At 67.0% G+C, this 18,250-nt stretch carries 18 protein-coding genes; 11 read left to right on the top strand and 7 right to left on the bottom strand.

Annotated features, from left to right (window positions below; genetic code table 11):
- The first annotated feature begins 1 nt into the window (after window position 1).
- Genes ACWDUN_RS02635 through ACWDUN_RS02650 form a run of 4 tightly spaced genes read left to right on the top strand, consistent with a single transcriptional unit; the run spans window position 2 to window position 4,531 of the window.
- Complete coding sequence (locus tag ACWDUN_RS02635; RefSeq protein WP_449924177.1) at window positions 2-721, top strand: ABC transporter ATP-binding protein; 720 nt, start codon at window positions 2-4, stop codon at window positions 719-721.
- Window positions 718-2,247, top strand: a complete 1,530-nt coding sequence (locus tag ACWDUN_RS02640; RefSeq protein ID WP_449924178.1) for an APC family permease — start codon at window positions 718-720, stop codon at window positions 2,245-2,247. Before ACWDUN_RS02635 ends, ACWDUN_RS02640 begins: the two co-directional genes overlap by 4 nt.
- A complete protein-coding gene (locus ACWDUN_RS02645) occupies window positions 2,244-4,220 on the top strand; it encodes a primary-amine oxidase (RefSeq protein WP_449924181.1) in 1,977 nt (658 codons plus the stop codon). The genes ACWDUN_RS02640 and ACWDUN_RS02645 overlap by 4 nt, the downstream gene beginning before the upstream one ends.
- Window positions 4,221-4,243: 23 nt before the next feature.
- Window positions 4,244-4,531, top strand: a complete 288-nt coding sequence (locus ACWDUN_RS02650) for an EF-Tu/IF-2/RF-3 family GTPase (protein WP_449924183.1) — start codon at window positions 4,244-4,246, stop codon at window positions 4,529-4,531.
- Here the strand turns inward: ACWDUN_RS02650 and ACWDUN_RS02655 are convergent.
- Window positions 4,528-4,953: a MarR family winged helix-turn-helix transcriptional regulator gene (locus ACWDUN_RS02655; protein WP_449924186.1), complete on the bottom strand. Its 426-nt coding sequence runs from the start codon at window positions 4,951-4,953 to the stop codon at window positions 4,528-4,530. The two genes, ACWDUN_RS02650 and ACWDUN_RS02655, sit on opposite strands and share 4 nt — an antisense overlap.
- 45 nt (window positions 4,954-4,998) lie before the next feature.
- Between ACWDUN_RS02655 and ACWDUN_RS02660 the strand changes: the two genes are divergently transcribed.
- The 4 genes from ACWDUN_RS02660 (at window position 4,999) to ACWDUN_RS02675 (ending at window position 7,982) form a co-directional block, all read left to right on the top strand.
- Window positions 4,999-5,682 (top strand): class I SAM-dependent methyltransferase, encoded by a 684-nt coding sequence (locus tag ACWDUN_RS02660; RefSeq protein ID WP_449924189.1) that lies wholly within the window; start codon window positions 4,999-5,001, stop codon window positions 5,680-5,682.
- A gap of 104 nt (window positions 5,683-5,786) precedes the next feature.
- On the top strand, window positions 5,787-6,530 hold the full coding sequence (gene pyrH, locus ACWDUN_RS02665; protein WP_449924192.1) for a UMP kinase: 744 nt from the start codon (window positions 5,787-5,789) through the stop codon (window positions 6,528-6,530).
- A 25-nt stretch (window positions 6,531-6,555) separates the two neighbouring features.
- Complete coding sequence (frr, locus tag ACWDUN_RS02670) at window positions 6,556-7,113, top strand: ribosome recycling factor (protein WP_449924195.1); 558 nt, start codon at window positions 6,556-6,558, stop codon at window positions 7,111-7,113.
- Entirely contained in the window at window positions 7,113-7,982 is an 870-nt protein-coding gene (locus tag ACWDUN_RS02675) for a phosphatidate cytidylyltransferase (protein WP_449924197.1), read from the top strand. The genes frr and ACWDUN_RS02675 overlap by 1 nt, the downstream gene beginning before the upstream one ends.
- On the opposite strand, the gene ACWDUN_RS02680 is transcribed toward ACWDUN_RS02675, so the two are convergent.
- Window positions 7,893-8,837, bottom strand: coding sequence for a DMT family transporter (locus tag ACWDUN_RS02680; RefSeq protein ID WP_449924200.1), 945 nt, complete (start codon window positions 8,835-8,837; stop codon window positions 7,893-7,895). The genes ACWDUN_RS02675 and ACWDUN_RS02680 overlap by 90 nt on opposite strands.
- Before the next feature lie 155 nt (window positions 8,838-8,992).
- On the opposite strand from ACWDUN_RS02680, the gene ACWDUN_RS02685 reads away from it, so the two are divergent.
- Entirely contained in the window at window positions 8,993-9,844 is an 852-nt protein-coding gene (locus ACWDUN_RS02685; RefSeq protein WP_449924203.1) for a LysR family transcriptional regulator, read from the top strand.
- Between the two features lie 14 nt (window positions 9,845-9,858).
- Window positions 9,859-10,950: a 23S rRNA (adenine(2503)-C(2))-methyltransferase RlmN gene (rlmN, locus tag ACWDUN_RS02690; RefSeq protein ID WP_449924206.1), complete on the top strand. Its 1,092-nt coding sequence runs from the start codon at window positions 9,859-9,861 to the stop codon at window positions 10,948-10,950.
- 75 nt (window positions 10,951-11,025) lie between these two features.
- Here the strand turns inward: rlmN and ACWDUN_RS02695 are convergent, their stop codons facing one another.
- The 3 genes from ACWDUN_RS02695 to ACWDUN_RS02705 are packed head-to-tail and all read right to left on the bottom strand — an operon-like array spanning window position 11,026 to window position 14,256.
- Window positions 11,026-12,522 carry an aldehyde dehydrogenase family protein gene (locus tag ACWDUN_RS02695; protein WP_449924208.1) on the bottom strand — a complete coding sequence of 499 codons (1,497 nt, stop codon included), beginning with the start codon at window positions 12,520-12,522 and terminating at the stop codon, window positions 11,026-11,028.
- A gap of 53 nt (window positions 12,523-12,575) precedes the next feature.
- Window positions 12,576-13,115 (bottom strand): TetR/AcrR family transcriptional regulator, encoded by a 540-nt coding sequence (locus ACWDUN_RS02700; protein WP_449924211.1) that lies wholly within the window; start codon window positions 13,113-13,115, stop codon window positions 12,576-12,578.
- Window positions 13,116-13,140: 25 nt separating this feature from the next.
- On the bottom strand, window positions 13,141-14,256 hold the full coding sequence (locus ACWDUN_RS02705) for a phosphotransferase (RefSeq protein WP_449924214.1): 1,116 nt from the start codon (window positions 14,254-14,256) through the stop codon (window positions 13,141-13,143).
- A 55-nt stretch (window positions 14,257-14,311) separates the two neighbouring features.
- On the opposite strand from ACWDUN_RS02705, the gene ACWDUN_RS02710 reads away from it, so the two are divergent.
- On the top strand, window positions 14,312-15,481 hold the full coding sequence (locus ACWDUN_RS02710; protein WP_449924217.1) for a CaiB/BaiF CoA transferase family protein: 1,170 nt from the start codon (window positions 14,312-14,314) through the stop codon (window positions 15,479-15,481).
- On the opposite strand, the gene ACWDUN_RS02715 is transcribed toward ACWDUN_RS02710, so the two are convergent.
- Together ACWDUN_RS02715 and ACWDUN_RS02720 are read right to left on the bottom strand one after the other, a co-directional pair.
- Window positions 15,469-17,667, bottom strand: coding sequence for a glycoside hydrolase family 3 C-terminal domain-containing protein (locus ACWDUN_RS02715; RefSeq protein WP_449924220.1), 2,199 nt, complete (start codon window positions 17,665-17,667; stop codon window positions 15,469-15,471). The two genes, ACWDUN_RS02710 and ACWDUN_RS02715, sit on opposite strands and share 13 nt — an antisense overlap.
- Window positions 17,660-18,181 carry a TetR/AcrR family transcriptional regulator gene (locus tag ACWDUN_RS02720; protein WP_449924222.1) on the bottom strand — a complete coding sequence of 174 codons (522 nt, stop codon included), beginning with the start codon at window positions 18,179-18,181 and terminating at the stop codon, window positions 17,660-17,662. Before ACWDUN_RS02720 ends, ACWDUN_RS02715 begins: the two co-directional genes overlap by 8 nt.
- Window positions 18,182-18,250: the final 69 nt, after the last annotated feature.

The raw sequence follows: 18,250 nt of genomic DNA on the forward strand, positions 1-18,250 counted from the left end.
CATGACCGCCATCGACGAAACAGCGCTCGAACCCGCCGCGGCGACCAAAGCCGCTCCCGTCGTCGACATCTCCGATGTCTGGAAACTGCACAAGCTCGGCGACGAGGTGGTCAAGGCCCTCATCGCCGTTGAACTCCAGGTCATGCCGGGTGAATTCGTCTGCCTGATGGGACCCAGCGGTAGTGGCAAGTCGACCCTGCTCAACATCATGGGCGGACTGGACCGGCCGACCAAGGGGAGGGTGTCGGTCGCCGGCCAGGACACCGGCACGCTCACCGAGAGCCAGTTCGCGGCTTTGCGGCACGACACCATCGGCTTCATCTTCCAGAGCTACAACCTGATCCCCTTCCTGTCCGCGGTCGAAAATGTCGAATTGCCACTGATGTTCGAGCCGTATGACCGCAAGGCGCTGCGCAAGCGAGCCACCGAGCTCCTGGAGATCGTCGGCCTCGGGCACCGTGTGCATCATCAGCCGACCAAGATGTCCGGGGGCGAGCAGCAGCGCACCGCGATCGCGCGCTCGCTGATCAGCAACCCGACGCTCGTCCTGGCCGACGAGCCGACGGCCAATCTGGATCACCGTACGGGGGAGACGGTGGTGCGCATGCTGCGCGACCTGTGCTCGACGCTGGGCGTCACCGTGGTCGCCAGCACCCATGATCCCGCGGTGGCCGACGAAGCGAGCCGCGTCGTGCGAATGAAGGACGGACAGATCGTATGACTGCAGAATTAGAGGCGCCGAACGCCGGCTCCGGCCCGATGGTCGGCTCCGCCGACCGCGACAAGTTGATGACCACCGAGCTTGTCCCCGAACAGATCCTGCCCAAGGTGATGACGACGTTCGGCCTCACCGCCGCCTACGTCTTCATCATCTGCTGGATCACCGGATCCTCGGTGATGGCCGGCGGCGGCTGGACGGCGATCCCGATGTGGGTGCTGGGCATCCTGACCTTCCTGGTGCCGGCCGGTATGGCCGTCGTCGAGCTCGGCAACCTGTGGCCGGGCCAGGGCGGTGTGTACATCTGGGCCACCCGCACCATGGGAGAGACCTGGGGTTACATCGGCGGTTACCTGTCCTGGGTGCCGGTGATCCTGAATGCGGCTTCCTCACCGGCGATCGTGCTGCAGCTGTTGCTATTGGCCTTCCACACCGAAATCGGTTTGACGGCAAGCATCATCCTGCAGCTGGTGATCCTTTGGACCGTCATCGGCCTGGCACTGGCCAAGCTCGCGGCCAACCAGAAGATCATGAACATCGTCTTCGTGGTGTACGGCGTGCTGACCCTGACCATCTTCATCTCCGGCCTGCTCTTCGCCGTCAACAACGGTTCGGCCACCCCGTTCAGCTGGGCCGAGGCAACCATCCCGAACTTCGCTGTCGCCGGCTTCCTGTACGGCACCGTGCTGCTCTACCTGCTGGGTGTCGAGACGCCCTACAACATGGGTGCGGAATTCCTGTCGGTCCGCAAGAGCGGCCCGCGGATGATCCTGTGGGGTTCGACGGCGCTGGTGGCGATCTACCTGCTGACCACCCTGGGTACCATGATGGCGCTGCCGGGTGACCAGATCGACCCGGTGACCGGGGTGATCGGCATGCTCGATGTCGCGGGCTTCCCGGGACTGATGGAGATCGGGGCCGTCATTCTGGCCTTCATCGTGGTGGTCGCGTTGATGACCTATCAGGTCGCCTACTCCCGGCTGATCTTCGTGTCTGGTCTGGAACGTCACCTGCCGCGGATCTTCACCCACCTGAACCCGCGCACTCGTAACCCGGTGACCGCCATCCTGATCCAGGGTGTCATCTCCTCGCTGATTCTGGTCACGCTGTACTCGCAGAGCAGCATGGCCAATGTCACGGTGTACCTGCAGGGCGGGCTGTCCACGGTGTGGCTGCTGTCCGGTTTCTTCTTCCTGATCCCGGTCGTGGTGGCACGCAAGAAGTACGCCGACCGGTACGCCACCGAGGAGTTCTGGCGTATCCCCGGCGGAATGGTCGGCGTCTGGATCACCGTGATCGTCGGTTCGGCAGCGACCGCGGGCGGCATCTACTACTCGTTCGTCACCCCGTGGCTGGACGTCCCGCAGGCGACCTGGATGACCTGGGTGGGCTGCATCAGCCTGGGGATGTTTGCGCTCGGCCTGATCGTGTACATCTTCGGCCGCCGGTCGGCCCGCAAGGTATCCCAAGAAGATTCACTGGCCCACCTGGCCGTGTTTGATCTCAACAAGGAGGAATCGCCCAAATGACGATGGAGCACACCGTGCTGGGATCCGAGCTGACCGAGGGTGCCACGCGCTATCCGCTCGACCCCCTCAGCGGTGCCGAGATCGAGGCGGCGGCCGCCGTCATCTCCGGATCCGACTACGCCACAGCGACGCTGAAGTTCGTCATGATCAGCCTGGCCGAACCCGCCAAGGCCGCAGAGCTGACGTTCGCGGGGCGCCAGGATGTGCCGCGTCAGGCGTTCGTGACGATGTACGACGCTGCGGCGAAGATGGTCTACGAGGCGATCGTCGATATCGATGCCCGCGTGATCGACTCCTGGTCAGCGGTTCCGGGTCGTTTCCCGTCCTACCTGGTCGAGCACATGACCGGGGTGGAGGAGGCGGTGATGAAGGACGAGCGCTGGCAGGAGGCGCTGCGCAAACGCGGTGTCACCGACTTCAGCCTGGCCATGATCGATCCGTGGCCGGCCGGGTACTACGGTGCGCAGGACCACTACGACAACTCGCCGTTGATCTGCCGTCCGTTGACCTTCATGCGGGCCGCGCCATCAGAAAACGGTTACGCGCGGCCGGTCGAGGGGCTGATCGTCACCTTCGACCTGGACACCATGACGGTGCTCGACGTCGAGGACCATGGCGCGGTGGCGTTGCCGACCAAGGGTGGCAACTACGCGCCGGAGTTCATGTTCAGCCCCGACAACCGGCCGGCGTTCAGCGGTTTCCGCGATGACGTCAAGGAGATCGCGATCACCCAACCCGACGGGCCGAGCTTCACCGTCGACGGCTGGAATGTCACGTGGCAGAAGTGGGCACTGCGGGTCGGCTTCAACCCGCGCGAGGGCCTGGTGCTGCACGAGCTCACCTACACCGACCGTGGCACGGTCCGGCCCATCATGTACCGCGCCGCACTCTCGGAAATGGTGGTGCCCTACGGTGATTCGTCGCCGACGCACTGGAACAAGAACGTCTTCGACATGGGCGAGGTCGGGATGGGATTCTCGGCCAACCCCCTGACGCTGGGCTGTGACTGCCTGGGTGAGATCTTCTACTTCGACGGCACGGTCAACGATTCCGACGGCAACGCCGTCACCATCCCGAACGCCATCTGCATGCACGAGGAGGACTACGGGATCTCCTGGAAGCACACCGATTTCCGTACCGGCGAGGTCGAGGTGCGCCGGTCCCGCCGGTTGGTCATCTCGATGATCTGCACCGTCGGCAACTACGAGTACGGGTTCTTCTGGTATCTCTACAACGACGCCTCCATCGAGATGGAAGTCAAGCTCACCGGGGTGCTGACCACCGGCGCGATCGCCGAGGGGGAGACCCCACGCTGGGGGAAGATGGTGGCACCGGGCATGTACGGCCCGAACCATCAGCACTTCTTCAACTTCCGGATGGACATGAGTGTCGACGGTCCGGGAAACAGTGTTTACGAAGTGGATTCGATCCCGGAGCCTGATCCTGCGCTCAACCCGCACCACAATGCCTGGATCACCCGCGACACCCTGGTGGCCTCCGAAGCCGAGGGGGCGCGGGACTGGGAATACTCGACCGGACGGTACTGGAAGGTGGTCAACCCGTCCAAGCTCAATGAGTTCGGTTCACCAGTTGGCTACAAGCTGATGCCCAAGGACATCGTGCCGGTGATGGTGCAGGAGGGGTCGGTGATCTACGACCGGGCGCGGTTCGTGCAGCACAACCTTTGGGTCACCAAGTTCGACGCCAAGGAGCTCTACGCCGCCGGCGACTACATGTACCAGTCGGCCGACGCACAGGGCCTGCCCGAATATGTCGCCGACGATGCGCCGTTGGAGGACACGGACGTGGTGCTCTGGTACACCGTCGGTGCACATCACGTCGTCTGTCCGGAGGACTGGCCGGTGATGCCGTGTCACTACACCGGATTCAAGCTCAAGCCGGTCGGCTTCTTCGACGGCAACCCGGCCCTGGACCTGCCGCCGTCACCGCCGAAAGCCTGCCACGGGCACTGACCGTCGCGGTAGCGTCGGAGCCCATGTTCACCATGCCGGTCGACGACGTCTTCTACATCCAGCGTCGCGGCGTCGTCGTCACCGGCACCATCACCGCCGGAACACTGAGGGTCGGTGACCAAGTGTGGGTCGGCGGTCGGCCGGTGACGGTCGACGGTATCGAGTCGTTCCGCAAGCGGCGCGATGAGGCCGGCGCCGGGGACACCGTCGGCCTTCTGTTCACATCGCTGGAAAAGAACGATGTCACGCCGGGCCAACTGCTCGGCGACGGTCCAGGTGAACAGCCCTCGGGCGTGACGTTCCAGCTCTAATCCGTGCCGACGGCGGCCAGGATGCGTTTGAGCGCCTGCCGGTCGTCATCGGTGAGCTGCCCGAGCACCCGTCGTTCGGCGGCGCGCACGCCATCGTCGGTGCGCTGCAGCAGGGCCTGCCCGGCGCGGGTGAGTTCGGCAGGCAGCGCACGCCCGGAGGAGGCGCTGGCCGGTCGCGACACCAGGCCGCGGTCCTCAAGTGCGCGCAGCACCATGTTCATCGCCTGCGGTGACACCTCCAGGTCGCGCGCCAGCTCGGCATTTGATCTGCCGGGGGCCTTGGACAGGATGCGCATGCAGATGTATTGCGGGAAGGCCAGATTCAGCGGTTCCAAGACGTTGGCGGTGACATCGTTGCGCAGCGCCAGGGCGGCCCGGTGCAGCAGGTAGCCGAGCGGTTGGTCCGCCAGGTGCCCAGTCATGTCCACATTATTGACACATATCAACGAGGTTGATATACCGGATTCATGACCGACGTACCGCAGGAGATGTTCGAACAGGCCTACCGCGGCGATGCGCCCGAGTTCGAGGGGCAGCGTCCGCCCTGGAGTATCGGGGCGCCACAGCCCGAGATCGCGGCACTGATCGAGGCGGGCAAGGTGCACGGCGAGGTGCTCGACGCCGGGTGCGGTGAGGCCGCCACCGCGCTGGACCTGGCCGCTCGCGGATTCACCACCGTCGGCCTGGACCTGTCGCCGACGGCCATCGACATGGCGCGCGCGGAGGCTGCCGAGCGGGGGCTGACCACCGCCTCCTTCGAGGTCGCCGATATCAGCGACTTCGGCGGCTATGACGGGCGCTTCGGCACGATCATCGATTCGACGCTGTTCCACTCGATGCCGGTGGAACTGCGCGAGGGCTACCAGCGCTCGATCGTGCGCGCCGCGGCGCCGGGCGCCTCGTATCACGTTCTGGTGTTCGATTCCGCGGCGTTGCCCGCGGGCGGGCCGATCAACGCCGTGACCGAATCCGAACTGCGCGAGGTGGTCGGCAGATACTGGCAGATCGACGAGATCCGGCCGGCGCGCATCCACGCCAATTTCCCCGACGCGATCGTCGAGGCCGGACCCTTCGCCGGCAACGACATCCGCTCGGAGCCCACCGGTCTCAAATCCGTCGGCGCCTGGTTGCTGTCGGCACATCTGGGCTGATCCGCACGACGCCCGCGACGCGCCCCCACGACCCGACAGTCGTGGGGGCGCCGTCATGAGGCAGGATTGACCCCGATTTGTGTACGCGGGATCGAAGGAGTCTGATGGCCGAGCCAGCCAGCACCAGCCCCGGAGTCATCCGACCCGCGTACAAGCGGGTTCTGCTCAAGCTCGGCGGTGAGATGTTCGGCGGCGGGCAGGTCGGGCTCGACCCCGATGTGGTCGCCCAGGTCGCCCGGCAGATCGCCGATGTCGTGCGCGCCGGGGCGCAGGTCGCCGTCGTCATCGGCGGTGGCAACTTCTTCCGCGGCGCGCAGTTGCAGCAGCGCGGCATGGAACGCACCCGCAGCGACTACATGGGCATGCTCGGCACCGTCATGAACAGCCTTGCCCTGCAGGACTTCCTGCAGAAGGAGGGAATCGACACCCGGGTGCAGACCGCCATCACCATGGGGCAGGTCGCCGAACCGTACATCCCGTTGCGGGCGCAGCGGCACCTGGAGAAGGGCCGCGTGGTCATCTTCGGCGCCGGTATGGGTCTGCCGTACTTCTCCACCGACACGACCGCCGCGCAGCGGGCGCTGGAGATCGGCGCGGAGGTCGTACTGATGGCCAAGGCCGTCGACGGCGTCTTCACCGCCGACCCGCGCAAGGATCCGAATGCCGAGCTGCTGACCGCCATCACCCACCGCGAGGTGATCGACCGTGGGCTGCAGGTGGCCGATTCCACCGCGTTCAGCCTCTGCATGGACAACGGCATGCCGATCCTGGTGTTCAATCTCCTCACCGACGGCAATATCGCGCGAGCGGTTGCAGGTGAGAAGATCGGAACACTGGTCACCAGCTGAGCGCCGCCTTTAAGGAGATAGATACGTGATCGACGAAACCCTCTTCGATGCCGAGGAGAAGATGGAGAAGGCGGTGTCGGTGGCCCGCGACGACCTGTCGTCGATCCGCACCGGCCGCGCAAACCCCGGCATGTTCTCCCGACTGAACATCGACTACTACGGTTCGCCGACCCCGATCACCCAGCTCTCCAGCATCAACGTCCCCGAGGCGCGGCTGGTGGTCATCAAGCCGTACGAGGCCAATCAGCTCAAGGCCATCGAGGACGCCATCCGCAATTCCGACCTCGGGGTCAACCCGTCCAACGACGGCAGCGTCATCCGCATCTCCATCCCGCAGCTCACCGAGGAGCGCCGGCGGGAACTGGTCAAGCAGGCCAAGTCCAAGGGCGAGGACGCCAAGGTGTCGGTACGCAACATCCGCCGCAAGGCCATGGACGAGCTGGCCCGGATCAAGAAGGACGGCGAGGCCGGCGAGGACGAGGTCGGGCGTGCCGAGAAGGACCTCGACAAGACCACCGGGCAGTACGTGACGCAGATCGACGAGCTGGTCAAGCACAAAGAAGGCGAGCTGTTGGAGGTCTGATGACCTTTCAGCAGGGCAGTCCCGTGGTAGACGCCGAACCACCCAAAAAACAATCGCGCGCAGGCCGTGACCTGCCCGCGGCCATTGCCGTCGGCGTCGCGCTGGGCGGTCTGGCCATCGGCACGCTGCTGTTCGCGCCGCTGTGGTGGCTGCCGCTGTTGGCGGTGGCGATCGCGATCGCCACCCACGAGGTGATCCGGCGACTGCGCGAACAGGGTTTCGCGCTGCCCACCATCCCGCTGCTGCTCGGCGGTCAGGCGATGATCTGGCTGACCTGGCCCTACGGCGCCACCGGCATGCTGGGCGCCTACGCGGCCACCATCGTCGTCGCCATGGTGTGGCGATTGCTGGGGCAGGGCCTGAATCAGCAGCCGATCAACTACCTTCGCGATATCGCCGTGTCGGTGCTGCTGGCGACCTGGGTGCCGTTGTTCGCGGCGTTCACCGCGCTGCTGATCTTCGCCGACGACGGCGGCGTGCGGGTGTTCACGGTCATCGCCACGGTCGTCTTCGCCGATATCGGCGGATACGTCGCCGGGGTGCTGTTCGGGAAGCATCTGATGGCCCCGGCCATCAGCCCGAAGAAGTCCTGGGAGGGCCTCGGCGGCTCGCTGGTCTTCGGCACCGGCGCGGCGGTGTTCTCGGTCGCCGTCCTGATGGACAAGCCCGCCTGGATCGGTGTGCCGCTCGGTATCCTGCTGGTCATCACCGGTGTGCTGGGTGACCTGGTGGAATCTCAGGTCAAGCGCGATCTCGGCATCAAGGACATGGGCACGCTGCTACCGGGTCACGGCGGCATCATGGACCGCATCGACGCCATGCTGCCGGCCGCCGTCATCGGCTGGCTCGTGCTGACGCTGCTTGCCTGACCGGGCGTTCAGCCAGCAGGCCAGCGCGCCGAGGACGAGGCCGATCCCGATCCCGAGGTCGACGCGTTCGCCGAGCATCAGCCACGACATCACGCCGGCGACCGCCGGAATGACGCAGAACAGCATGGCGACCGACGAGGCGCCGTGCAGATTGATGGCGCGGACGTACATCGACACCCCGATCACGGCATTGAGTAGCACCACACCGGCCACCGCCAGGACGGCCCGGGTGGCATCGTGGACCTCGACCGGCGTCGCCAGCGTCAGGGCCAGCGCCGGCACGAACGCCACGAGATTCTGCACCGAGGTGGACGCCCGGAAGTCGACATCGGCACAGAAGCGCTGCTGATACACCCCGCCCGCGGCCAGGCCGAGCAACGCGACCAGCAGCAGGCCCACCACGGGATCCACGCCGCCGGTCGCGATCAGGCGGGTCGCGCACGCCGCCAGGACCGCGGCCACCCCGAGCATCAGCGCGACGACCCGGCCGGGGGTCAGGCGGTCCTTCAGGAAGGCCGCCGCCAGCAGCGCCGTGGCCACCGGGTTCATCGCGATGACCACCGCGCACAACACCGCGGGCGCGCCTCGCTGGATGGCGAAGTACAGCGCGCAGAACTGCACGGCCTGCATCAACAGACCGGCCACCGCGACATGGGCCAAGGTGCGCCCGGTCGGGATCTTGACCCGCGTGGCCAGCGCCCAGATGCCGAGAATCAGCCCGGCCAACCCGAACCGGAGGGCCAGCACCGCCATCGGCGACAGGGCATGGACGGCGATGTTGCCGATCGGATAGCCGAGGGCATAGAAGAACGTGACGGCAGTCGCCGTGCGCAGCGGCATCCGGGTCGGCGTCATGGATCTCATCGTGCGGGCCGCGGCACGTCGCGGTCCAACGAATATCGGCAATCGCGATTGATCGACGATGCTGATCGGTCAGTGATCAGCGTTCTTGCGATCCTGGGAATTCTCCGATTTTTGATCGTTGTCGCTGATCGGAGTACCTTGGCGGCATGGGTCAGGTCCTCGACATCGCGCCGCTGCGCAGCGTGGTGGCCGTGGCCGACTGTGGCGGGTTTCACCGCGCGGCCGCGGTGCTGCACATGACACAGTCCGCGGTGAGTCAGCATGTCCGACGCATCGAGGCCGTCGTCGGCGGTCCGGTCGTCGAGCGGTCCGGCCGTGGCGTCGCCTTCACCGAACTGGGCCACCGCCTGCTGGGACATGCGCGCACCATCCTGTCTGCCCACGATGCCGCGCTGGCCGATCTGGGAGCCGCCGAGGAACGCGTCCTGCTGATCGGGGCCACCGAGCACGGCGCCGATGTCATGCTGCCGGGACTGACCACGGCACTGGGGCAGCGGTTGCCGGACTGGCGGCTGCGGTTCCGGCTGGACCGCAATGTCATGCTCGCCGATGCGATCGAACACGGGCACGTCGATCTGGCGGTGATGCTGGACGGCTCCGGTCTGGACCCGGCCCACGCCTCCGGGATGCTGGTGCTCAAATGGGTGTCCAGCCGTAACTTCGAGTTCTCGGCGGGACAGCCGCTTCCCGTGGTGATGTTCTCCGAACCGTGCACTCTGCGCGAACCCACCTTCGCGACGTTGGAGCGGCTGGGCACCGATTACCGCATCGCCGCGGAATCGGCCGACCTGTCGGGCCTGTATGCGGCCGTGCGCTCGGGCCTGGGGGTCGCGCTGCTGCCGATGATCGGTCGATTGCCCGACGGACTGTGCCCGGCCGAGGGTCTGCCGCCGGGCAACCGCGCCTCGGTGTTCGTGCGTGGTCGCACCGGGATGGACCCCGCCGTACTGGACGCCGTCGAGCAGACCGTCCGTGACGTTCTTGCCGAACAAGCCTGATACTGGAGCCGAACATGAAGCAGGAACTGGTCTTCGAAGCACCGCGACGCGCACTGCCGCCGCGGCACCTGGCCGATCTCGACGCCGACGGCAGGGTTGCGGCCGTCGCCGAACTCGGGCTGCCGAAGTTCCGGGCCAAGCAGCTGGCCAACCACTACTACGGCCGGTTGAGCGCCGATGCGCACGAGATGACCGATCTCCCGGCCGCCGTCCGCGACGAGGTGGCCGAGGCGCTGTTCCCGGCCTTGATCACCCCGGCCAAGCAGATCCAGTGCGATGCCGGGGAGACCCGAAAGACGTTGTGGCGCGCGCTCGACGGCACCACCTTCGAATCGGTGCTGATGCGCTATCCGCAGCGCAACACCGTGTGCATCTCATCGCAGGCCGGCTGCGGCATGGCGTGCCCGTTCTGCGCGACGGGGCAGGGTGGGCTGCAACGCAACCTGTCGACCGCCGAGATCCTGGAACAGGTGCGCGCGGCCTCGGCGGCCATGCGCAACGAACACGACGGGCGGCTGTCCAACATCGTCTTCATGGGCATGGGGGAGCCGCTGGCCAACTACAACCGGGTGGTTGCCGCCGTCAAGCGCATCATTGCCGCGCCCCCTGAGGGTTTCGGGATCGGCGCACGGTCGGTGACGGTGTCCACCGTCGGGCTGGCACCGGCGATCCGCAAGCTGGCCGACGAGCGGCTCGGTGTGACCCTGGCGTTGTCACTGCACACCCCCGACGACGAGCTGCGCGACACGCTGGTCCCGGTGAACAACCGCTGGAAGGTGGACGAGGTGCTCGACGCCGCGCGGTACTACGCCGACGTCACCGGCCGTCGGGTGTCGGTGGAGTACGCGCTGATCCGCGATGTCAACGACCAGCCGTGGCGCGCAGACCTGCTGGGCAAGAAGCTGCACAGCAAGCTCGGTCCGCTGGTGCACGTGAACCTGATCCCGCTGAACCCGACTCCGGGCAGTGAATGGGACGCCAGTCCCAAACCGGTCGAGCGTGAATTCGTCCGGCGCGTGCAGGCCAAGGGTGTGTCGTGCACCGTGCGCGACACCCGGGGCCGCGAGATCGCCGCCGCCTGTGGGCAATTGGCCGCCGAGGGTTAGGCCTTTCGTTCGGCGAAACCCGCCGCCGAGATTGACGTTTTGTCCGGTTCTTCTCGCACTTCGGCGCCCGTTTGTTCAGTTCGGCGGGGAGTCGGGCATGCCGATGGTCTTGGCGTCGAGGTATTCCTTGTAGCCCTCGGCGCCGTTGCGGTAGCCCAGCCCGCTCTGTTTGGTGCCGCCGAACGGGCTGCCGATGCCGAAGTGGCTCTTGCCGTTGATGGTGACGTTGCCGGTGCGCATCCGCGTCGCGACCCGGAAGGCCCGCTCCAGATCGCCGCCGGACACCTCGCCGGACAGTCCGTAGATCGAGTTGTTCGCGATCGCGATGGCCTGCTCGTCGGTGTCGTAGGGGATCACCGCCAGCACCGGTCCGAACACCTCTTCCTGGGCGATCTCGGAATCCGGGTCGACATCGGCCAGCAGGGTGGGTTGGGTGTAGTAGCCGATGGGCAGGTGCTCGGGCACGCCACCGCCGGTGACCAGTCGGGCCCCGTCGTCCACGGCGCGTGCCACCAGGCCGAGCACCTTCTGTCGCTGCGTCTCACTGATCTGCGGGCCCTGCATGTTGGCCGGGTCCCACGGATCGCCGACCGCGAAATTCTCCATCATCGCCTTCATGATCGCGATACCCTCGTCATAACGACTGCGCGGCAACAGGATCCGGCTCGGCAGGATGCAGCTCTGGCCGGACATCACACACGCCATCAGCGCCGCCATCGGCAGGGCCATGGTGAAGTCGGCGTCGTCGAGCACGATGTGCGCGGACTTACCGCCCAGCTCCAGCAGGGTCTTCTTCACCGTCGCGGCACCGGCGGCCAGGATCGCCCGGCCGGTCGCGGTCGACCCGGTGAAGGTGATCATGTCGACGCGCGGGTCGGCCGACAGCGCGGCACCGACCACGTTGGCATTGCTGACCACCACATTGAACACCCCGGGTGGGATATCGGTCTCGTCGGCAACGATGCGCCCATACTCGGTGCCCGACCACGGGGTCAGCTGTGCGGGCTTGAGTACCACGGTGTTACCGGCCATCAGGGCGGGCACGGTCTCGGCGACGTTGAGATAGAACGGCACGTTCCACGGGGTGATCGCGCCGACGACACCCACCGGCTCGTAGTGGATCTTGCGCCGGGCCGGGCCCAGCGGGGTGTCGTGCACCCCGTTGTCGGCCAGATACTCGAAAGCCCTGCCGTGCTCGGCCCAGTGTCGGACCTCCTCGATCGGGCTCTCGATCTGGCTGCCGGTCACCTTCACCGGGCAGCCCACCTCGGTGACCAGGACGCGACGCAGCCGCTCCTTGTTGCGTTCGAACGCCTCGTGCAGCTGCGTCAGGCAGTGGTAGCGGAACTCCAGATCGCGGGACCAGTCCGTCTCGTCGAAGGCGCGACGAGCGGCGCCGACCGCGCGCGCCATATCGTCGACCGTGCCGTCGGTGGCCCGACCGGCGATCTGCTCGCTGGCCGGGTGGATGACGTCGAACATCCCGCCGCCGGCGGTGTGTTGTAGTTCGCCGTCGATCAGCATCCGCTCATCGCCGGCCAGTACGCCCGTTTCGTCCTGCACGCTGGTCATCTGCTCAGCATTACAAATCGGGCGTGCAGTGTCAGCCCCTTGGGCCGAATCGGCTACTTGATCCCGACGGCGTGACGCAGCTGGGCCAGGAACTGTCCGTCGTCGTCGCTGCGCACAATGTAATGCGATATCGCGACGCGGATCGCGGTGGCCGCCTTCACGTTGGCGTTGGCGCCGCTGAGCAGTTTCAGCAGCCGCGCCCGCATGACCGGAATCACATGGCCGAGCTGGGCGATGACGACCTCGGGCTCGATGTCGACGACCCGGACACCGGAGTACGCCTGCTGGTACTCGACGATGAATCGCAGTGCCGCATCGAGCTTCTCGGTGCCACGCAGACCGGCGGTCGCGGTGCTGATACCGGTGTCGAACATCTCTCGCTCGTACTTGCCGAAGGCGCGCAACAACTCTTCCTTCGAGGCGAACCAGCGGTACAGCGTCGGCCGGGACACCCCGGCCTGTAGTGCGACCTCGGACAGGCTCAGCTTGGTCTGACCGTTGCGTCCCAGCACCTCGGCCGTCGCGGCCAGGATCCGGCGCTGCGTCGAGGTGTCCTCGGCGGCCTCGGTCTGGGCGGGCAGGGGCTTGTTCACGTAACCGATGGTAAGTCCTGTCGCATCACAAAGAGGCGCGTAAGGCCGAGACCGTGTCGAGATCGGCCAGTGCCGCCACCGCGCGATCCAGCCCCTCCAGCGCGATACCGTCGTCCTGCATGCCGCCCATCCCGGCCGTGATCAACGTCGCGATATAGGCGTACAACGCGGCCTGGCGATAGCGCAGCCACAGCTCGTCGCGCTCCAGGTCCGGTCCGCCCGCGGCGGCCAGAGCGGTGCGGTAGACATCGAGCAGATCGCATTGAACCGCCGTCCGGTCCGTTGTCGTCATACTGGTGATCAAGGTGTAGGACAGCTCGCGTGACGGGTGCCCGCGGCGCACCGCCTGCCAGTCCAGCAGCCCGGCTTTTCCATTGCGGAAGAACACATTTCCCGGATGCGCATCACCGTGCATGACGGTATGCGGTCCGGTGTCGATCAGCGTGGCCGCGGCGCGGTAGTTGTCGATGATGAACTGGCCCGAGTCGACGGGGATCGCCGTCCGGTCGACGAGGCGGCGCATCGACGCGTTGGCCAGCGTGCCGGTCAGCAGCGAGGTCACGTCACCGGAGGCCGAATACACCCAGCGGTGGCGGTCGGCCCGTTCCCAGAAGCTCGCGTGCACCCGCGCCAGCAATTCGACGACGAGCGCGGCGCGGTCGATGCTCAGCGGGTGCAAAGTGTCGGGGAACTCACAACCGTCGAGATCCTCCAGCACCAGCACGAACCGCCCCGTCACCGGATCGAAGCGAGCGCCGTGGCAACGGGGGACATCGGTGAGACCGCCGGCGAGTTCGCGGTAGAAGCGGACCTCGGTGTCGGCCAGCCGGCCCAACTCGCCCATCAACCGCGTCGCCGCCGTCTCGGCGGGCATCTTCACGAACACCGAGGCCGGCGCGTCGTCGCCGGTGAGGGCGAGGCGGGCGCGTGATGAGGTGCCGGCGTCACCGTCGAGGCGGGTGACCGAGGTGATATCGCGGCCCAGCAGGCCGGACAGGAACGCCGCATCCAGATCGGCGATGCGACGCGGGAACCCGCGGGTGCGGCCGCACACCGCGTCGGTTGCGATACGTTGCACTCCGCGGCCCAGGTGGGCTGCCAGACCGAATATCGGAGCAACGCTGCTGACCTGCGGAGGCATCGTGCAAGCTTACAAATCTAAGACGATTTGTAAAGCCCGAACGGAAGGATGCGTCATGGCGGGACCCCTGGAGGGCTTCCGGGTGATCGAACTCGGCGTCTGGGTGGCCGCGCCCGCGGCGGGCGCCATCCTGGCCGACTGGGGCGCCGATGTCATCAAGATCGAACCTCCGGGCGGCGACCCGGCCCGCGCCTTCGGCCGGATGCTGGGCCTGGACGCCGACCTGGGCCCGGCCGCGAACCCGCCGTTCCAGATGGACAACCGTTCCAAGCGCAGCATCGTGCTGGACCTGGCTTCCGAAGATGACCGGCGCACCGCCGCCGACCTGCTCGGCACGGCCGACGTCTTCCTCACCAACATCAGGCCCGCGGCGCTGACCCGGCTCGGACTGGACTTCACCACGGTGGCCGCAGCCAATCCGCGCCTGGTCTACGGCCTGATCACCGGCTACGGGACCGAGGGTCCGGATGCCGACCGCGCCGCCTATGACGTCGCCGCCTTCTGGGCGCGCGCCGGTATCGCCGACCTGCTGACCCGTCCGGGCGACACCCCGCCGTTCCAGCGCGGCGGCATGGGCGACCATTCCGCCGGGATGACGCTGGCGGCGGCGTTGTGCGCTGCCTTGCTGGCCCGGAACCGCACCGGCACAGGACAATTGGTCACGACCTCGCTGTACCGTCAGGGCGCCTACACGGTCGCCTTCGATCTGAACACGGTGTTGATGACCGGCCAGCAGGTGGCCATCGGGCAGCGCGAGACGATGGGCAACCCGTGCATGAACAACTACGCCGCCGGTGACGGTCGACGATTCTGGATCGTCGGTCTCGATGTCGCCCGGCACTGGCCGTCGCTGTGCCGCGTGGTCGATCGCGACGAATGGCTGACCCGTTACCCGACGCCGCGGGACCGGTTCGCCCACGCTCGCGAGATCATCGCCGAACTCGACGCCATCTTCGCCACCCGGGCGTTGGCCGACTGGGAGGCGCTGTTTGCCGCCGAACCGGACTTCTTCTGGTCCCCGGTCAACTCGCTGGATGATGTGCTCGCCGACGAGCAGTTCTACGCCGCAGGCGGCATCGTCGATGTAGGACAGGGGGATTCGAGCACGCCCATGGTCGCCACGCCGGCCGACTTCTCCGCGACACCGTGGCGGCCGCGCGGCCCCGCGCCCGAACTCGGCGAGCACACCGCGCAGATCCGCGCCGAATTGGCTCAGGACCGCTGACGATTGATGGTCTCCAGCAGCTCGGCCACCTGCTCCAGGCTCACCACGCCGCCACTGAACGAGGTGATTCGGCCGACCGGGATGGAGGCGAGCATGCGCATCATGTCGGTGCCCAGTCCGGCGCTGCCGGGGCTTGCGTCGGCCATCGCCTCGGCCAGCATCGGTGCGGCCACCGGATCGGCCAACAACTCGCCCAGCGTCGAGTCGACGGTGAACGGTGTCGTCCTCTCATCGCCGTCGATGGTCACGGTGGTCTGCAGCCGTAGGTCGCGGCAGGAGGCCGCCGCCCACAGCTCGTACTCACCGGATTCGATGGTCCACCGCGTCGTGTCGACGTCCCAGTAGGCGAGTTCGGCGCGCTCCACGGTGATCTCGACGGTGCGGCTCTCACCCGGCGGTAGCGTCACATCCCCGAAGCCGACCAGCCACCGCGTCGGCCGAGACGCCCGGGCACCGGGCAGCCCGGCGTAGATCTGCACCACCTCGCGGCCGGTGCGGGTTCCGGTGTTGCGCACCGTCAACCGGACCGTCAGCGCCGTGGTGCCCTGTCGCACCTCCAGATCGGCATACTCGAAGCTGGTGTAGGACAACCCGTGCCCGAACGGGAACGTGACCGCCAGTTCGCGGGCGTCATACCAGCGGTAACCCACGAATATCCGTTCCCCGTAGCGGATCTGACCGTCCTCGGGAGTGAAGTTCAGGTAGGCGGGGCTGTCCTGCAGCCGAGCCGGAACCGTCTCGGTGAGCCGGCCCGACGGGTTGACCGCGCCGAACAGCACATCGGCGATGGCCGCGCCGCCGCCTTGTCCGGGCAGGGCGGCATCGATGATGGCCGGTGCCAGTTCGGCGACGGTATCCAGCCGCACCACGCCGCCGTGCGCGAGCACCGCCACGGTCCGCGGCTGGGCCTGCACCACCGCCGCGAGCAGTTGCACCTGCTCGTCGGGCAGGTCGATATGGGTGCGGTCGAAGCCCTCGGACTCCGCATCGGCGGGCAGGCCGAGGAACACCACGGCGGTGTCGGCGGCGCGCGCGGCTTCCAGCGTCTCGGGTGTGACGCCGTCGCAGAAGCTGACCTGACCGCCGCGGGCCTTGATCTCGTCGAGCGGGATGTCCAGTCGGGTCGGCTTGACGTGTGAACTGCCGCCGCCCTGATACCGCGGCGCGGTGGCCAGGGAGCCGATCACCGCGATGGAGGACGCCGGCGCCAGCGGCAGCAGATCATCGTCGTTCTTGAGCAACACGATCGAGCGTGCGGCCGCCGCCCTGGCCAGTTCGTGATGCTCGTCGGCATCGAAAGAAACTGCGCTGTCACTGTGTTCGGACACCCGGTCGACGAGTCGCGCCACCCGTTCGGCGGCGCGTGCGACGACGGCCGGATCCAGCGTGCCGGCGTCGACGGCGGCCGTCAGTTCGGCATCGGTCACGCCGCCCGTGGCCGGCATCTCCAGATCCAGACCCGCAGCCACCGCGGCCACCCGGTCGCGCACCGCGCCCCAGTCGCTGACGACGACGCCGTCGAATCCCCATTCGTCGCGTAGCACGGTGGTCAGCAACCAGTCGTTCTCGGCGGCGTACACCCCGTTGATCCGGTTGTAGGAGCACATCACCGTCCAGGGCTGCACGCGGGTGACGATGTGTTCGAACGCGCGCAGGTAGATCTCGCGCAGCGTGCGTTCGTCGACCTGCGAACTCGCGCGCATCCGGTCGTCCTCGGCGTTGTTCGCCGCGAAGTGCTTCACCGATGCGCCGACTCCGCGGCTCTGCAGTCCGCGTACCCACGCAGCGCCGAGGACCCCGGAGATGTGTGGATCCTCGGAGTAGTACTCGAAGTTGCGGCCGCAGCGGGGATCTCGCTTGATGTTCACGCCGGGGCCGAGCAGCACCTGCACACCGAGGGCCCGGGCCTCGGCGCCGAGGGCGGCACCGACGCGGGCCACCAACTCGGGGTCCCAGGACTGGCCGAGCGCGACTGCCGGCGGGAAGCAGGTGGCCGGTTCGCTGTCACCGATGCCGACGTGATCGCCACCGCTGCCGGACTGCTTGCGCACGCCGTGCGGACCGTCGGTCAGCACGATCGCCGGGATGCTGCCGATCGTCTTGGTGGTCCAGAAGGTGGCTCCGCTGCCGAGGGCGGCTTGTTCGGCGGTGGTCAGATCGGCGATGCGGTCGGTGCTGTCAGTCACCGTGTCCATTGTCCACGCCGGCAACGTGCCGCAACTGGTCCAGGAAGTCGGCTTCGTCATCGCTGCGGACCAGATAGTGCGAGATGGCGACGCGCACCGCTGTGGCCGCTGCGACATCGGCGTGTTTGCCCGAGGTCAGTCGTTCCAGCCATTCGCGCATCAGCGGGATGAACTGTGCCAGCCGGGTGATGACCTGTGCCGGTTCGATGTCCACCATGCGCAGACCAGGGTAGGAGCTCTGATAATCGACGATGATCCGCAGGATGGCGTCGAGCCTTTCCTCGCTGGGTAACTCGGCGCTGATCCTGGCGATCGCCCGCTCGTAGTGTTTGCGCTCCCAGATGACGAAGGCGTCGAGCAGGTCCTCCTTGGAGGCGAACCATCGATACAACGTGGGACGGGACACACCCGCCTGCAGCGCGACCTCCGACAGGCTGAGTTTGGTCATCCCGTAGTTGCCCAGCACCTCGGCGGTGGCGGCGAGGATCCGCTCACGCGTGGTCACCTGGGACATGGCATCAGCTTTACAAATTATCTTCGTACTGTCACGCTCATCTCTGTCGCGACATCGCCGTCGCCAGCC

The organism is Mycobacterium sp. NPDC003323, assembly GCF_053589535.1.

Bases quoted from the DNA above. Each gene is read 5' to 3' on its own strand.
- ACWDUN_RS02635 (WP_449924177.1), top strand. From the start codon at position 2: ATGACCGCCATCGACGAAACAGCGCTCGAACCCGCCGCGGCGACCAAA.
- ACWDUN_RS02640 (WP_449924178.1), top strand. From the start codon at position 718: ATGACTGCAGAATTAGAGGCGCCGAACGCCGGCTCCGGCCCGATGGTC.
- ACWDUN_RS02645 (WP_449924181.1), top strand. From the start codon at position 2,244: ATGACGATGGAGCACACCGTGCTGGGATCCGAGCTGACCGAGGGTGCC.
- ACWDUN_RS02650 (WP_449924183.1), top strand. From the start codon at position 4,244: ATGTTCACCATGCCGGTCGACGACGTCTTCTACATCCAGCGTCGCGGC.
- ACWDUN_RS02655 (WP_449924186.1), bottom strand. From the start codon at position 4,953: ATGACTGGGCACCTGGCGGACCAACCGCTCGGCTACCTGCTGCACCGG.
- ACWDUN_RS02660 (WP_449924189.1), top strand. From the start codon at position 4,999: ATGACCGACGTACCGCAGGAGATGTTCGAACAGGCCTACCGCGGCGAT.
- pyrH (WP_449924192.1), top strand. From the start codon at position 5,787: ATGGCCGAGCCAGCCAGCACCAGCCCCGGAGTCATCCGACCCGCGTAC.
- ACWDUN_RS02675 (WP_449924197.1), top strand. From the start codon at position 7,113: ATGACCTTTCAGCAGGGCAGTCCCGTGGTAGACGCCGAACCACCCAAA.
- ACWDUN_RS02680 (WP_449924200.1), bottom strand. From the start codon at position 8,837: ATGACGCCGACCCGGATGCCGCTGCGCACGGCGACTGCCGTCACGTTC.
- ACWDUN_RS02685 (WP_449924203.1), top strand. From the start codon at position 8,993: ATGGGTCAGGTCCTCGACATCGCGCCGCTGCGCAGCGTGGTGGCCGTG.
- rlmN (WP_449924206.1), top strand. From the start codon at position 9,859: ATGAAGCAGGAACTGGTCTTCGAAGCACCGCGACGCGCACTGCCGCCG.
- ACWDUN_RS02695 (WP_449924208.1), bottom strand. From the start codon at position 12,522: ATGACCAGCGTGCAGGACGAAACGGGCGTACTGGCCGGCGATGAGCGG.
- ACWDUN_RS02705 (WP_449924214.1), bottom strand. From the start codon at position 14,256: ATGCCTCCGCAGGTCAGCAGCGTTGCTCCGATATTCGGTCTGGCAGCC.
- ACWDUN_RS02710 (WP_449924217.1), top strand. From the start codon at position 14,312: ATGGCGGGACCCCTGGAGGGCTTCCGGGTGATCGAACTCGGCGTCTGG.
- ACWDUN_RS02720 (WP_449924222.1), bottom strand. From the start codon at position 18,181: ATGTCCCAGGTGACCACGCGTGAGCGGATCCTCGCCGCCACCGCCGAG.